12 protein-coding genes are annotated in these 15683 nt (G+C 67.9%); 8 read left to right on the forward strand and 4 right to left on the reverse strand.

Annotated features, from left to right (window positions below; translation table 11 throughout):
- Positions 1-162: 162 nt before the first annotated feature.
- The gene (locus ABD767_RS14475; protein ID WP_103046027.1) at positions 163-570 is read right to left on the reverse strand and encodes a heme-binding protein; all 408 of its coding nucleotides are present in this window, start codon (positions 568-570) and stop codon (positions 163-165) included.
- Between the two features lie 254 nt (positions 571-824).
- On the opposite strand from ABD767_RS14475, the gene ABD767_RS14480 reads away from it, so the two are divergent.
- Positions 825-1517, forward strand: a complete 693-nt coding sequence (locus tag ABD767_RS14480; protein ID WP_103046026.1) for a Bax inhibitor-1 family protein — start codon at positions 825-827, stop codon at positions 1515-1517.
- Between the two features lie 107 nt (positions 1518-1624).
- Complete coding sequence (locus tag ABD767_RS14485; protein ID WP_344869855.1) at positions 1625-2017, forward strand: hypothetical protein; 393 nt, start codon at positions 1625-1627, stop codon at positions 2015-2017.
- A gap of 62 nt (positions 2018-2079) precedes the next feature.
- Here ABD767_RS14485 and rlmD read toward each other — a convergent pair whose 3' ends face one another.
- Positions 2080-3561 (reverse strand): 23S rRNA (uracil(1939)-C(5))-methyltransferase RlmD, encoded by a 1482-nt coding sequence (gene rlmD / locus ABD767_RS14490; protein ID WP_103046025.1) that lies wholly within the window; start codon positions 3559-3561, stop codon positions 2080-2082.
- Between the two features lie 69 nt (positions 3562-3630).
- Positions 3631-3960: a hypothetical protein gene (locus tag ABD767_RS14495; protein ID WP_425549928.1), complete on the reverse strand. Its 330-nt coding sequence runs from the start codon at positions 3958-3960 to the stop codon at positions 3631-3633.
- 344 nt (positions 3961-4304) lie between these two features.
- Here ABD767_RS14495 and dsrO point away from each other — a divergent pair, with 344 nt between their 5' ends.
- From dsrO to ABD767_RS14525, 6 genes are all read left to right on the forward strand, one after another.
- Positions 4305-5093 carry a sulfate reduction electron transfer complex DsrMKJOP subunit DsrO gene (gene dsrO, locus ABD767_RS14500; protein ID WP_103046024.1) on the forward strand — a complete coding sequence of 263 codons (789 nt, stop codon included), beginning with the start codon at positions 4305-4307 and terminating at the stop codon, positions 5091-5093.
- 13 nt (positions 5094-5106) lie between these two features.
- Complete coding sequence (gene nrfD, locus ABD767_RS14505; protein ID WP_344869856.1) at positions 5107-6144, forward strand: NrfD/PsrC family molybdoenzyme membrane anchor subunit; 1038 nt, start codon at positions 5107-5109, stop codon at positions 6142-6144.
- A gap of 107 nt (positions 6145-6251) precedes the next feature.
- Entirely contained in the window at positions 6252-9401 is a 3150-nt protein-coding gene (locus tag ABD767_RS14510) for a tetrathionate reductase subunit A (protein ID WP_344869857.1), read from the forward strand.
- Between the two features lie 161 nt (positions 9402-9562).
- The gene (locus tag ABD767_RS14515) at positions 9563-10279 is read left to right on the forward strand and encodes a response regulator (RefSeq protein ID WP_344869858.1); all 717 of its coding nucleotides are present in this window, start codon (positions 9563-9565) and stop codon (positions 10277-10279) included.
- Entirely contained in the window at positions 10276-11730 is a 1455-nt protein-coding gene (locus ABD767_RS14520; protein WP_344869859.1) for an ATP-binding protein, read from the forward strand. Before ABD767_RS14515 ends, ABD767_RS14520 begins: the two co-directional genes overlap by 4 nt.
- Before the next feature lie 163 nt (positions 11731-11893).
- Positions 11894-14782: a bifunctional diguanylate cyclase/phosphodiesterase gene (locus ABD767_RS14525; RefSeq protein WP_344869860.1), complete on the forward strand. Its 2889-nt coding sequence runs from the start codon at positions 11894-11896 to the stop codon at positions 14780-14782.
- A 139-nt stretch (positions 14783-14921) separates the two neighbouring features.
- Here the strand turns inward: ABD767_RS14525 and ABD767_RS14530 are convergent, their stop codons facing one another.
- Positions 14922-15527, reverse strand: a complete 606-nt coding sequence (locus ABD767_RS14530) for a hypothetical protein (RefSeq protein WP_146031493.1) — start codon at positions 15525-15527, stop codon at positions 14922-14924.
- Positions 15528-15683: the final 156 nt, after the last annotated feature.

The following is a 15683-nucleotide window of genomic DNA, read 5'->3' on the forward strand; positions in this document are numbered from 1 at the left end:
TTGGCCAGCAGGCCAGACAGCAGTTCTTCGGGTACGTCGTGTTTCTTGGTGTTCATTGCGCTTACGGACAGGCCGGCTTACGCCGGCGGTGGATTGTCCGTTTACACAAAATTCTGCACACCCTCCGAACCGGTGCGCCCCGGCGCCTGTCTTGGAGCGTGTTTACAGCCCCAACGCGGCGATGCCGGCGCGCGCCACCTGGACATCTTCGGTGGACTTGACGCCGCTCACGCCCACGGCGCCCAGGCAGTGGCCATCCTTGACGATGGGCACGCCGCCTTCAAGCATGCCCTGGATCGCCGGCGCCGACAGGAAGGATGTGCGCCCGCCGTTGATCATGTCCTCGAACCCCTTGGTCTCGCGCCGGCCCAGTGCTGCCGAATGCGCCTTGGCCTGGGCAATGTGTGCCGAGATGGGCGCCGCGCCGTCCAGGCGCTGCAGCCACAGCGGGTGGCCGCCGGCGTCGACGATGGCAATCGTCACCGCCCACTGGTTTTTCTGCGCCTCGGCCTCGGCGGCAGCGGCAATGGCCTTGAGATCGGACAATTCGAGGGTTGCTTGGTGTTGCATGGCAACTTTTTCCTTGGTCGAGAATCAATGAAGCAGACAGCATAACTGCATGGCATATGGGCAGTGCGTGCAGCGCCGGCAAAGCAATGCCAACCAAAATCACGGGTATGGTGATAGGGATTGCAAAATGCGGCGCAGCATCCAGCTTATGCTTGGTGGCTGCTGTGAATCGAGCTGCGGGCCGGGACGGGTTCAAGCCGCCCGGCCTCGTCGCAGCACCTTCTTTGAACGAGACTACCGCCCTGGAGCAACCAATGAACACACCTCTGACCCGCTACGGCAGCGCCGCTGGCTACGGACTGTCGCAAGAGCAGCGCCACCGCGTGCTGCGCAATACCTACTGGCTGCTGGCGCTGAGCCTGCTGCCCACGGTGCTGGGCGCCTGGGTCGGCCTGTCCACCGGCATCACGATGGCGTTGTCGGGCGGCCTGGGCCTGATCGTCTTCCTGGGCGGCGCGTTCGGCTTCATGTTTGCCATCGAGAAGACGAAGAACTCGGGCGCAGGCGTGGGCGTGCTGCTGGCCTTCACCTTCTTCATGGGGCTGATGCTCTCGCGCCTGATCGGCATGATCCTGGGTTTCCAGAACGGCAGCGAGCTGATCATGACCGCGTTTGCCGGCACGGCGGGCGTGTTCTTCGTGATGGCCAGCCTCGCCACCGTGATCAAGCGCGACCTGTCAGGCATGGGCAAGTGGCTGTTCGTCGGCGCCGTCGTGCTGATGGTGGCCGCAATCATCAACGTGTTCGTCGCCTCGTCGGCCGGCGTGATGGCAATCTCGGTCGCTGCCATCGGCATTTTCAGCGCCTTCATGCTGTATGACATCAAGCGCGTGCTGGACGGCGGCGAGACCAACTACATCACGGCCACGCTGGCGCTGTACCTGGATCTGTTCAACGTCTTCCAGAGCCTGCTGATGCTGCTGGGCATCTTCGGCGGCGACGACTGAGCCCCCCTCCCCTGTACGGCGCCCCCTGCCGGTGCATTCCGGCAGGGGTTTTTTGTGTCAAGAATTAAAGCCCGGTCACCAAACGCCGATACCGTTCGTATATGCCGATGCCTGCGCCCATACCCTCCTCTCGTCCGCTGCCTCGAAGCGCACTGCGCATCTGCCTGGCGGGCGCAGCGCTGCTGGTGTTGGCCGGCTGTGACCTCAAGGACATTCCCGGCCTGGGCCCTGACCCGCGCCTGCTGCAAAAACAGGCCGAGGCCAAGGCTGTGGGCGGCGCCTGCCGCCACGCGCTGCGCGGCCTGGAGGACTGCTACACGCTCAACCCCGCGGCCAACAAGGCCGACGTGTTCGCCGGCTGGAAGGACATGGACTTGTATATGCGCGAGAACAAGATCGAAGGCACGCCCTCGGTGCTCACGCAGCTGGCGCCCGAACCCGCCAAGCCCCGCCGGCGCAGCCGCGACAGTGAAGACGACGAGCAGTTGCCACGCAGCTGAGCGGCCATCGGCGCCACGCCGTCAACCGACCCATGACAGGCCCGCGCAATGCGGGCTTTGGCTTATGCGCCTTCGCGCTCGAACACCGCGATGCTCTCCACGTGCGCCGTGTGCGGAAACATATTGACCATGCCCGCCGCCGTGCAGCGGTAGCCTGCCTGGTGCACCAGCAGCCCTGCGTCGCGCGCCAGCGTAGCGGGGTTGCAGCTGACGTAGACGATGCGCCGCGGTGCCGTCCACTCCTGCGCGCTTTCGGGCAGCGGCGGCGCGCCTTCGGCACCGATGCGTGCCTGGTGGATGTCGGCCAGCGCCTTGACCAGCGCAAAAGCGCCCTCGCGCGGCGGGTCGACCAACCATTTGTCGGCCACGCCGTCGGCCGTCAAAAGCCCGGGCGTCATCTCGAACAGGTTGCGCGCGACAAATTCGGTGGATGCCAATGCCGCGCCGGCGGCGCGCAACCCCTGGTTGTGGCCATAGTTGGCCCGTGCGCGGGCAACCAGCGTCTCGCTGCCCTCCACGCCCAGCACCTGGCGTGCCTGAGTGGCCAGCGGCAGCGTGAAGTTGCCCAGGCCGCAGAACCAGTCGATCACGCGCTCGTGCGGCTGCACGTCGAGCAGGCGCAGCGCCCGACCGACCAGCACGCGGTTGATCTGCGGGTTGACCTGGGTGAAGTCGGTCGGACGAAACGGCATGGTGATGCCGAATTCGGGTAGTGCGTAGGCCAGCACCTCGCCGCCCTCGTCCAGCAGATGCACCGTGTCCGGCCCCTTGGGCTGCAGCCACCACTGCACGCCGTGCGCGCGGGCAAAGTCGCGCAGCTTGTCCCGGTCGCCGTCCGACAGCGGCTGCAGATGGCGAAGCACCAGTGCGGTCACGGTGTCGCCGCAGGCCAGCTCGATCTGCGGGCAGGTGTCGCGCGCGTCCATCGATGCGATCAGGCCGCGCAGCGGCACCAGCATGCTGCTCACATGCGGCGGCAGGATGGCGCAGCTGTCCATGTCGGCGATATAGCGGCTCTTGCGCTCATGAAAGCCGACCAGCACCACGCCCTTCTTGATCACGTGGCGCACCGCCAGCCGCGCGCGGTAGCGGTAGCCCCAGTCGGGGCCTGCAATCGGGCGCAACACCATCTGTGGGCGCACCTTGCCCAGGTGCCAGAGGTTGTCCTCAAGTACGCGCTGCTTGACCGCGACCTGCGCGCCCATGTCCAGATGCTGCATCTTGCATCCGCCGCAGGCGCCGGTGTGCAGGCCGAAATGCGGGCACTGCGGGCGCACGCGCAGGCTCGATTCGCGGTGGATGGCCGTCAGGCCGGCCTGCTCCCAGTTGTTCTTGCGCCGCGTCGTCGTGGCGCTGACCCATTCGCCGGGCAGCGCGCCGTCGATGAAGACGACCTTGCCGTCGGCGTTTCGGGCAACGCCCTGGGCGTCCAGATCCATCGAGAGGATGCGCAGCGCATCGTCCGGCAAATGAGGTGGCCGGATTTCTGGCACAACGGCGCTGGCGGGACTGGGGGCAGGAATGGGGGTGACGGGCTCGCTCATGCGCCGATTGTCTCAGCCCTGCATTGCCTCGGCGGCAAAGAGCCCGCCCCTGTTTTGATTAGAGCGTGTTTACGATCTCTTAAGCCGCCGCGACGCCGCCGTACGGGTGCGCTGCGCTGCGCCGTGGCGCAGCGTGTCAGTCGCGGGCAGCCGGTTGAATTCGCGCTCGCAGCCGCTGTTGCCCAGCGAAAACACCAGAGCGCCGCCTGGCGCAATGCCGGGCAGCGTCTCGTGCAGTGGCTTGGACAGGTCGACCGGTGGCGTCTGCGAGCGGTACACCACCTGCTGGGCGTTGTCATACACCACGTAGCACGCGGCCCAGGCGGCCGGCGCGCACGCCATGGAAGACAGCACGGCGGACACAGCGCCGCAGCGCATCAGAAGACGTTGGAGCGACATGGGAAAGGCCTCCGGCGTTGGATTGCGGGTTGGTATGGCGCCCATTTTGCCCCGTCCGGCGCGCCGTGGCGGCCCGTGAATCCTCGGATTTACCATGTCCGAGCAATGCGCTCGGATTTATTTAATATTTGCTTAATCTGCGCTTATTAATATCGCAAGGTTTGTCTGGAATATAAATATAATTAATTACCCAAAGATATTGATGATTATCAAATCTAATAATCGATAAATCATTAAGAATAAACCCTAGGTTATTTCTTGACCCGCCGCAACAAGCGGTGGCCGGCGCTTGATGCGCCAACGCAGTGGTCGAGAAGTTGCGCAATTCGTTTCAGAGGATTTCCATGGCACTAGAACCCACGACGGCGCGCACCCAGGCGCCAGAGACCGTCCAGCCCGGCAAGCGCGGATTCCTGCAGGATCTTGTGGCCCTTGCCACCACGTTTGGCGTGGCGGGCGCCGCAAGTCCCGCGGCCGCGGCCATTGCCGACTACCAGCCGCCGCGGCGCGAAGGAATGAAGGGCAAGCGCTGGGGCATGCTGGTCGACATCCGCAAGTGCATCGGCTGCCAGGCCTGCACGGTGAGCTGCTCGGTGGAAAACCAGCCGCCGATCGGCCAGTTCCGCACCACGGTGCTGCAGTACGAGGTGGACCGCCCCAACGAGGCGCCGGCCATGGTCAGCCTGCCGCGCCTGTGCAACCACTGCGAGGAGCCGCCCTGCGTGCCGGTGTGTCCGGTGCAGGCCACCTTCCAGCGCGAGGACGGCATCGTGCTGGTCGATGGCGACCGCTGCGTCGGCTGCGGCTACTGCGTGCAGGCCTGCCCCTACGACGCGCGCTTCATCAACCACGAGACGCAGACCGCCGACAAGTGCACCTTCTGCGACCACCGCCTCGAAGTCGGCCTGCTGCCCGCCTGCGTGGAGAGCTGCGTGGGCGGCGCGCGTGTGATCGGCGACCTCAACGACGAGCACAGCGAGATCAACCGCCGCATGGCCGAGCACGAGCGCGACATCAAGGTCTTGAAGCCCGGAATGAAGACCCAGCCGCGCGTGTTCTACATCGGCCTGCCCGACCAGTTCGTCAACGGCGTCGACGGCCAGGCCAGCGTGCGCCTGGTGGCCCACGATTGAAGGAGCGCACACCATGCAGATCATCGAACTCCTGACCCCCGCCTACGAAGTGGCCTGGCTGCCCTGGGCGGTGCAGTATTTCTTTCTTGCCGGTGTGGCCACCGGCGCCGCGCTGCTGGCTGCCGCCTGCGTCTTCGCGCCCGCAGGCAGCCGCCTGGCGCAGCTGACGCCGGTGGTGGTCTTCACGCTGGCGGTGGCGGCGATCGCCGCGCCGGTCTCGCTGCTGGCCGACCTGCACCAGCCAGCGCGCTTCTGGCATTTCTACGCGCACTTCACGCCCTGGTCGTGGATGTCGATCGGCGCGCTGCTGCTGCCGACCTTCGTCACGCTGTCACTCGCGCTGTGCGCCAGCTGGTGGCTGGGGCGGCCGGGCTGGATGCGCCTGGTCGCGCCGCTCTTGGTGCTGTCGGCGCTCAGCATCGTCGTCTACACCGGCGCCGAGGTCATGGTGGTGCGCGCGCGCCCGCTGTGGAACACCGCCTGGCTGCCGGTCAACCTGGCGCTGACCGGCTGGCTCGCGGCGATCGGCGTGATGTTCATCGTCGAGCGTTTTTTGCCTGCTGCCCTGCGCCCGCAGGACGGCGCGCTGCAGCTGCTGCGCGGCGTGACGCTAGCCCTTGCCAGCGCGCTGGTGCTGGCCACGCTGAGCTGGGCGACGCTGGGACTGGTGACGCGCGCGCCGTCGCTGATGGCCGCCGCCCGCCTGTGGAGCGACTTCCCGGTCTGGCGCATCGGCATGGTGCTGTCGGCGCTGGGCGGCGTGGCTGTGCTGGCCGTGCTGTGGGCCGGCAGGACGCGCATCGGCTGCCCGTACTACCGCGTGGCGCTCGGCCTGCTGCTGGCTGGCAGCGCCTGGGCCTTCCGCTGGGCGCTGTTCATGAGCGTGCAGGGCGTGCCCAAGTTTGGCGCCGGGCTGTACCTGTACAGCATGCCGCTGGGCGGCGGTGGGCTGCTGGGCATCGTCGGCGTGGCCGGCCTGTGCGTGGCGCTGGTGGCGCTGGCCAGCTGGGCGCTGGAGTTGTTCCCGGCGCGGCAGGTGCGCAGCGCCTGATCCACAAAATATCCATAAAAAACCGCCTCTAACGCATACCAGGCAAGCGCGAACAGCTATCAAACCAAGAGTGGACCGCTGACGCGCCGGCCACGAAAGGCAAGACCATGAACGACAAAACCAAAGACCCGAAGAACACCCCCGACGCCAACCGCCGCCGCATGCTGCTGCGCGGCGGCGCGGTGGCCGGGGGCCTGACGGCGTTTGCCGCCGGCTACGGCGAGGTGGTGGCCAAGGGCGCCAAGGGATTGATCACCGGCAGCGCCGGCAAGGCGACCGCGCACGCCACACGCGGCAACTCGCTCACGCCCGAGTTCCGCATCGACCCGGCCACCGGCCTGCTCTCGACCCAGCCGGGGCAGATCGTCAGCCCCAGCAGCTGCCTGGGCTGCTGGACGCAGTGCGGCGTGCGCGTGCGCATCGACACCGAGAAGGACGAAATCATCCGCATTGCCGGCAACCCCTACCACCCGCTGGCGACCACCCAGCCCGCAGCCATGGCCACGCCGGTGCGCGAGGTCTGGGCGCAGCTAGGCGGCGACAACGGCCTGGAAGGGCGCGCCACCAGCTGTGCGCGCGGCTCGGCCATGCTGGCGCACCAGAAGGCGGCTCACCGCGTACTCACCCCGCTCAAGCGCGTCGGCCCGCGCGGCTCGGGCCAGTGGAAGAGCATCAGCCTGGAGCAGCTGGTGCAGGAGATCTGCGACGGTGGCGACCTGTTCGGCGAAGGCCATGTGGACGGTCTGCGGGCGATCCGCGACACGCAGACGCTGATCGACGCCGACAACCCCGAGTACGGCCCCAAGTCCAATCAGCTGCTGTTCACCGACGCCTCCAACGAGGGGCGCACGCCGCTGATCCGCCGCTTCGTCGGCCCGGCCTTCGGCTCGGTCAACTTTGCCAACCACGGCGCCTACTGCGGCCAGACCTACCGCGTGGGCACGGCAGCGGCCCTGGGCAACATCCCAGGCATGCCGCACGGCAAGCCGGACTGGAAGAACTCGCGCTTTGGCCTCTTTTTGGGCACCGCGCCGGCGCAGGCCGGAAACCCCTTCCAGCGCATGGGCCGGGAACTCGCCGAGGCGCGCTCGCGCGAGGAAAACACCTACCGCTACGTGGTGGTCTCGCCGGTGCTGCCCACCTCGTCCAGCCTGGCGGCGGGCGACAACAACCGCTGGATGCCGATCAAGCCCGCGACCGACCTGGCGCTGGCCATGGCGCTGATCCGCTGGATCATCGACAACGAGCGCTATGACGCAGCATTTTTGACCCAGCCCGGCCCCGCCGCCATGGCCGCCGCGGGCGAGGCCAGCTGGAGCAACGCCACCCACCTGCTGATCAACGACGCCAAGCACCCGCGCTACGGCCAGTTCTTGCGCGGCGCCGACATCGGCCTACCGCTGCCCGCGCCGGTCGATGACAAAACGCCTGCCGAAGACGTGATCCTGGTGCAACGCGCCGGCAGCCTAGACGCGCACACCGGCGCCGAACCGGCCGAGTTGATCGTCGAGCGGGAAATCACCCTGCCGGGCGAGGATGCGCCAGTGGCAGTCTGCAGCGCCTTTGTCAAGCTGCGCACCGAGGCGCACAAGATGACGCTGCAGCAGTATTCCGACCTGTGCGGCGTGCCAGTCAAGGACATCGAAGACCTGGCGCGCGAGTTCACCAGCCACGGCAAGCAGGCGGTGGCCAACTCGCACGGCGGCACCATGAGCGGCGCGGGCTTTTACACCGCCTACGCCATCGCCATGCTGAACAACCTGATCGGCAACCTGAACGTCAAGGGCGGCTGGGTGCTGGACGCCGGCCCGTTCGGCCCGTTCGGCCCCGGCCCGCGCTACAACTTTGCGCAGTTCCCCGGAGCCGTCAAACCCAGCGGCGTGGCCTTGTCGCGCACGCGCTTTCCCTACGAGAAAACCAGCGAATTCAAGCGCAAGAAGGACGCGGGCGAAAACCCCTACCCCGCCAAGGCTCCCTGGTACCCGGCGCCGGGCAACATGAGCAGCGAGATGCTGGCCGCAGGCCTTCTGGGCTACCCCTACCCGGTCAAGGCCTGGATCAACCACATGAGCAATCCGGTGTACGCCATCTGCGGTTTTGAGAACACGCTGGTCGCCGCCATGAAAGACCCGAAGAAGCTGCCGCTGTTCGTCTCGGTCGATCCCTTCATCAACGAGACCTCGGCCCTGGCCGACTACATCGTGCCCGACACCGTCACCTATGAAAGCTGGGGCATAGGCGCACCCTGGGCCGACGTGATCGCCAAGACCAGCACCGTGCGCTGGCCGGTGGTCAAACCCGCTACGGCGCAGACGGCCGACGGCCAGCCGGTGAGCCTGGAGAGCTTTTTGTTCGCCGTCGCCAAGGAGCTGCAGCTGCCCGGCTTTGGCAAGGGCGCGATGAGCACGAAAGACGGCGAACCGCTGGACCTGGAAAGCGCGCAAGACCTGTACATCCGCGCCATTGCCAACATCGCCTACCAAATGGGCAAGCCCGTGGGCGAGGCCAGCGACGACGACATCGAAATTACGGGTGTCAAGCGCTGGATGCCCGAGCTGGAAAAACGCCTGAAGCCCGAGGAACTGCGCCGCGTCGCCATGGTGATGACGCGCGGCGGGCGCTTCGATCGTGTAGACGACGCCTGGGCGGGTGACCACCTCAAGGCCGCACACAAATTCCCGGTGCAGCTGTGGCACGAAGGCCTGGCCAGGATGCGCCACTCGATGACCGGCGAGCGCTACGCCGGCTGCCCGACCTGGTTCGCCACGCGCTTTGCCGACGGCTCGGCGATGCGCACGCACTACCCCGAGAAGGACTGGCCGCTGACCATGAGCAGCTACAAGTCCAATCTGATGAGCAGCATGTCGATCGCCGCCGACCGCCTGCGCCAGGTGCACCCGCACAACCCGATCTCGCTACACCGCGAGGACGCGCGCCAGCTGGGTATCGCCAACGGCGACACCATCGAGGTGGCGACGCCCGGCGCCCACGTCCAGGGCGTGGCCCTGGTGCGCGAAGGCGTGGCCTGCGGCGCGGTGGCCATCGAGTACGGCTACGGTCATCGGCAGCTGGGCACCGTCGCCCACCTGGTGGACGGCAAGCCGACGGCACACAACCCGCAGCACGGGCGCGGTGTCAACCTCAACGACCTGGGCTTTGCCGATCCCACGCGCCCGGCCCGGGACAACGTGTGGATCGACTGGGTCTCGGGCGCGGTGGTGCGCCAGGGGCTGCCGGTTCGGGTGCGCAAGGTGTGAGGACGGGGCGCGGCACGTGCACGGCAATTCCGTGGCGTCCGTCATTCCTGCGAAAGCCGGAATCCAGGACGCCAGCATCACCCGGCACCCTCCCGGATGATGCCGACCCACCCATGACCGCATCCATAGAATCAGGCGTTTTGGCCACCGGCCTCGCGTCCATGCACATCCTCCTCGTCGAAGACAACGCCCTCGTCGCCAGCGGCCTGCAGGCCGGGCTGGGGCTGCAGGGCTTTGCCTGCACGCTGGCCCATACGCTGGCACAGGCCCGGGCGCTGCAGGCGCAAAACCGCTTTGACGCCTGCGTGCTCGACCTGGGCCTGCCCGACGGCGACGGCCTGCAGCTGCTGCGCCAATGGCGCGCGGCCGGCGTGCAGTTGCCGGTGCTGATCCTGAGTGCGCGCTCGGCGCTGGAGGATCGCATCGACGGCTTTCGCAGCGGCAGCGACGACCATCTGGCCAAGCCCTTCGACCTGACCGAGCTGGCACTGCGCCTGCAGGCCCTGCTGCGCCGGGCGCCCGCGGCCCAGGCGCAAGACGGCGCGCAAGAGCCGCTGGCCTTGGGCGCGCTCACGCTCGAGCCGGCCAGCGGTCTGCTGTGGCGCGGCGACGAGCGCATCGATTTGCCGCGCCGCGAAGCGCTGCTGCTGGCTGCCTTGGCCCGGGCGCATGGCCGGGTGCTGAGCACGGCCCAGTTGCACGACAGCCTGTATGACAGCGCCGAGTCGGTGGAGAGCAACACCGTCAACGTCCACGTGCACCACCTGCGCAAAAAACTGGGTGCCGACATCATCGAGACTGTGCGCGGCCTGGGCTTTCGCCTGGGCGCGGCCTATTGCAGCAGCGGCGGCGCGCCCGCGCACGCCCCGCAGCCATGACCGCCCCCGCCTCCAAGCCACGCAGCCTGCGCCTGCGCCTGGTGCTGGCGCTGGTGGCCGCCTCCTGCCTGCTGTGGGGCAGCGTCGGCTGGTGGCGGCTGCAGCGGTTGGAGCATGAGCTCAACGCCATGCTCGACGAGCGTCTGGTGGCCTCGGCCCACATGGTCGCCAGCATTGCCCAGCAGTTGCAGCCGCACGGCCGCGATGGCTTGCCCGTTCCGGCCGGCTTGGAGCCAACGCTGCAGACCGTGATCGGGCGCGACGGCGTGGCCTGCGAGGTCAGCCTGGTGCGCAGCGAGGTCGACATGCTGCCCATTGCACGCACCGCGGGCGCGCCCGAGCACGCTTCGCTGGCGGCGACGGGCTTTGGCCAGGCGACCAAGGGCGGCAAGCTGTGGCGCACCTATGTGCTGCAAGAGGGCGGCCTGCGCGTGGCCACGGCCGACCGGCTGGACTTGCGCGCACAGATGGCGCGTGAGACCTGGATCGCACTGGCCTGGCCTTTCGCGCTGGCGCTGGCCGGCGTTGCGCTGCTGTCGTGGTGGATCACCACCCACGGCCTGCGCCCGCTGCAGCGCCTGCGCCGCGAGTTGCAGCAGCAGCCGACCGGCAGCACCGACGCGCTGACCGCCGGCAGCGACACGCAGGAACTGGGCCCGGTGGTCGATGCGCTCAATCAGTTGCTGACGCGCACCCACGCGCTGATGGAACACGAGCGGCGCTGGAGCGCCGATGCCGCCCACGAGCTGCGCACACCGCTGACCGCCATCAAGACCCATGTGCAGGTGGCGCAGCTGGCGCTGGCGCGCGGCGGGCAGGACGGCACTTGCCATCAGGCGCTGGAGCAGACGCAGCAAGGCATTGCGCAGATGCAGCACATGATGGAGCAGTTGCTGGAACTGGCGCGCCTGGAGGCCGAAGGCACGCCCGAGCGCGAGCGCGGCCTGACCTGCGGCGCTGTGCTCCTGCAAACGCTGGAGCAGGCGATTGCGCAAAGCCGCGCCCACGCCGGCCAGGCCTGCGCGGAGGTCGCACTGCACTGCCGGCCGCAGGCGGACGATGCGGCTTGGGAAGCGGCTTGCGTCGCTCTGCCCGCCCCCTTGCTGGCTGCCGCGCTGACCAATGTGCTGAACAACGCCTTGGAGCACCACCATGGCGACGCGCCGGTCACCGTGGCATTGCAGCTGGCCGCGCCAACGGCGCAGACACCCTTCGGGCAGCTCGCCATCACGGTGCGCGACCAGGGCCCGGGCATGAGCCAGCAGGATTGCGAGCGGGCGCTGCAGCGCTTTTGGCGCAAGAGCGGCCAAAGCCCCGGCAGCGGCCTGGGGCTGACGATCACCGACCGCATCATGCACAGCGGCGGCGGCAGTCTGCAGCTGGCGCCGGCCCAGCCCGGACTGCAGGTGCAACTGCGCCTGCCACTGGTTGCACCGATTGAGGGCCATTGACCGACACGCCCTCTTTCGCCGCGTCCACGGATCACAGCCCCATGGTTGCCGGGGTATTGCGCACCGCGGTGCGTCAAGCGCAGCGTGGGCGGGCGCCCGATCTTGACTCACATCAAGATTACCCGCACGTTCGCATTTACAATTGTTTGCTTTGCCGCCCCGTATGTCGACCGACCTGTCCTCACCCTCCAAGCGCCGGCGCCAGATGCACCGCAGCCTGAGGACCGTCGGGGCATCTGCGCTGCTGATGCTGCTGGTCGTGCTGCTGCCCGCGCCTACGTTGACGGCACGCCACGATGCCTGGCATATGCCGATGCACCTGGCGCTGGAGACCATGGCCATCGTGCTGGCCAGCCTGGTGTTCGCCGTGGTCTACAGCAGCGCCCGCCACACCCGCTTGCCCACCCATGTGCTGTTGCTTGGCCACGCCTTTCTGGGCGTGGCGCTGCTGGACTTTGCGCACATGCTGTCCTATGCCGGCATGCCGGTGTTCATCACGCCAAATTCGCCGGACAAGTCGATTGTCCTGTCACTGGCTGCGCGCCTGCTGGCGGCGCTGGCGCTGCTGGGCGCGGCCATGTCGCCCTGGAACGGCCAGGCCCCGCCTGCGGTTCGCGGCCGCGGTCAGCGGCCGGTGGGCATGATCATCGCCGGCTTCGTCGTCCTGGTTCTGCTGCTCGCCCTGGGCGCGCCCGCGCTGCTGCCCACCGCCTTCATCCCGGGCCAGGGGCCTGCCGGCTGGAAGATCGGCGCCGAAGTGCTGCTCATTGCGCTCTACCTGTGGGCCGCCGTGGTCTTTTGCGGCCACGCGCGCCACCCCCACGGCACGGACGCCCGCCGCCTGTTCGTCGCCTCCAGCCTGATGGCGATGGGCAGCTTGCTGTTCGCGCTGTACGAGCAGGTCACCGACCTGACCGTGCTGCTCGGCCATGCGTACACGACGCTGGCCTGTGTCTTCGTCTTTCGCGCCGTCTTCGGCCAGACCGTACGCCGCCCGTATGCACTGCTGCATGCCTCCGAACAGCGCCTTACGGCCACGCTCAACGCCCTGCCCGACCTGTTCTTCGAGTTCGACGGCCATGGGCGCTACCTGCGCCTGCACACCGGCAACCTGGAGCAGCTGCACGGCCCAACCGGGGGCGTGCAAGGCAAATCGCTGGCCGAGATCTTGCCGGCCGAGGCCGCCCGCACCGCCTACGCGGCGCTGGACGAGGCGCGCGAGCACGGCGTCTCGCGCGGCAAGGTCATTGACCTGGGCGAGGCCGCCGGGAACCACCGCTGGTTCGAGCTGTCGGTGTCCTACAAACGCGTGCAGGACGACCAGGGCGAGCGCTTCTTCATGCTCTCGCGCGACGTGACCACACGCCAGCGCGACGAACAAAGCCTGCACCTGCTGTCCGAAGCGGTCGAGCAAAGCCCGGTGGCCATCGTGATCACCGACGTGCAGGCGCGCATCGAATACGTCAACAAGGCTTTCACGCGCAACAGCGGTTACACCCAAGAGCAGGTGCTGGGGTGCAACCCCAGCCTGCTGCAGTCGGGCAAGACCGCGCCCAGCACCTACCGCGCGATGTGGGAGCGGCTCGGCAAGGGCCAGTCCTGGTCGGGCGAGCTGGTCAACCGCGACAGCGCCGGGCGCGAATACACCGAGTCGGTGCTGATCTACCCGGTGCGCAACCCCCAGGGCGCCGTCACCCACTACCTGGCGCACAAAGAGGATGTTTCCGAGAAGAAACGCAGTGCCGAACGCATCCAGCACCTGTCGCAGTACGACCAGCTCACCGGCCTGCCCAACCGCAGCCTGTTGCAGGAGCAGTTTCTGCACGCACGCTCGCGCAGCGAATCGCTGGCGCTGCTGTGGCTGGATCTGGATCATTTCAAGGACGTCAACGACGCACTCGGCCACAGCATGGGCGACTTGCTGCTGCTGGAGATGGCGCACCGCCTGCGCGCCACGCTGCGCCCGCAGGACATGCTCACGCGCCAGTCGGGCGACGAATTCATCGCGCTGCTGCCCGACATCGGCCAGGGCGAGCTGGCGCAGCTGGCCGAGCGGCTGCTCAGGACGCTGGACCAGCCGCTGCAGCTGGCGGGCCAGGAGATCGCGCTGTCGGCGTCGATGGGCATTGCGCTGTACCCGGACGACGCCCGGGAATTCGACGACCTGCTCAAGAACGCCGAGACCGCGATGTACCGCGTCAAGCAGGACAGCCGCAACAGCTATTGCTTCTTCACGCCGGCGATGCAGGAGCACTCGGCGCGCACGCTGGCGCTGGCCAGCGCGCTCAAGCTGGCGCTGGCGCGCAACGAGCTGCACCTGGTCTACCAGCCGCAGATCGCGCTCGAAGACGGGCGCGTGGTCGGCGCCGAGGCGCTCTTGCGCTGGCATTCGGCGCAGTGGGGTGCGGTCTCGCCGGCCGAATTCATTCCGATTGCCGAATCCGGCGGACTGATCGTGCCGATTGGCGAATGGGTGCTGCGCACCGCCATGGCGCAGCTGGTGGCCTGGCGCGCGCAGGGGCTGCCGCCGCTGCGCATCGCGGTCAACCTGTCGGCCGTGCAGTTCAACCAGGTCGAGCTGCCCGCGCTGGTCTCGCGCGTGCTGCAGGAGACCGGTGCCAGGGCCGACGAGCTGGAGCTCGAGCTGACCGAGGCGGCCACGATGAAGAACCCGCAGGCCGCCGCCGCGCAGCTGCAGCGTCTGGGCGAGCTGGGCGTGCGCCTGGCGATCGACGACTTCGGCACCGGCCATTCATCGCTGAGCTACCTCAAGCGCTTTTTCCTGCATGCGCTCAAGATCGACCAGTCCTTCGTGCGCGACATCGAGACCGACGCCGACGACCAGGCGATCACCGGCGCCATCGTCGACCTGGCGCGCAGCCTGGGCCTGGCCACCGTGGCCGAGGGCGTGGAGAGCGCCGAGCAGCTGGCCTTCTTGCGCGCGCGCGGCTGCACCCACGTGCAGGGCTATTACTTCAGCCGGCCGCTGCCGCCCGAGCAGTTCCACACCTTCGTGCAGCGCAGCGAGCGCGAGGGCGTGCGCGCCGCCTGATTCCATTTCTATATCGATCGAGTACGCGAAGGTGAAGCGCAGACAGTGCTGTAGCACGACAAGCGAAGCCGACAAAGTAATCGGTTGATATGGAAATGGAATGAATTGCGCTGCCCTCTGCCCGGGGCAGAGGCACAACTTATTTGCGCTGGCGTTCGTCGCCCAGAAGTTGCAGCAGCCCGCCGCCGGGTGCCTGCAGGCCCTCGCCGCCGCCGGCCGACTGCACCGCCGCCAGAAACTGCGCCATCACCTCGCTGGCGCGCGAGCGCGGGTTGCGCGCGTCCATGCCGCCCTCGGCGCCGTTGAGCCCTTCCTCCACGCTGCGCCCGTCGTCGGTATAGACCTTGACCGAGCTGCGCTGGGTGTAGGCGATGCGTTCGATCAGGGTCAGCGGCACGTCGAACGCGGTGGCCGGGTAGCCCAGCTGGGGCGCCTCGCCGTGCGCGGCCAGGCGCAGGCGCACCACGCCAGCGGTCATCAGGCGGAAATCCGCGCCGCTCACCGCGGCCGGCTGGCCCGGCAGGCCCACGGTGAGCAACGCCTGGCCCGGCTTGGCGCTGCTCCACGCAGCGGCCAGCACCGGGCAGCGCATGCCCTCGCAGGCCAGCGGCTGCGCTGCCATGGTCACCACTTTGCTGCCATCCTGCGCCACGCTCTGATGCACTGCGGACGGGCGCGGGCCGCTGCTGGCGCAGGCCGCCAGGGCCAGCACCGCGGCCAATGCGGCCGCATGTCGAAAGTTCATGCTCGGGATCTCCTGGGGCGCATGCGCGCCCGCCATTGAATCGGGGCCGTGAGCGTATCACCGTGGTGACTGCAAGCGAGGGTTAGCACCGAATGCGCGGCGGCTTGCGCTGCTGCATGATTTATACAAAGCGGTTGCTTTGTATAAATCTTTGGA

It is taken from the genome of Comamonas faecalis (assembly GCF_039538025.1).
GTDB classification, from domain to species: Bacteria; Pseudomonadota; Gammaproteobacteria; order Burkholderiales; family Burkholderiaceae_C; genus Comamonas_C; species Comamonas_C faecalis.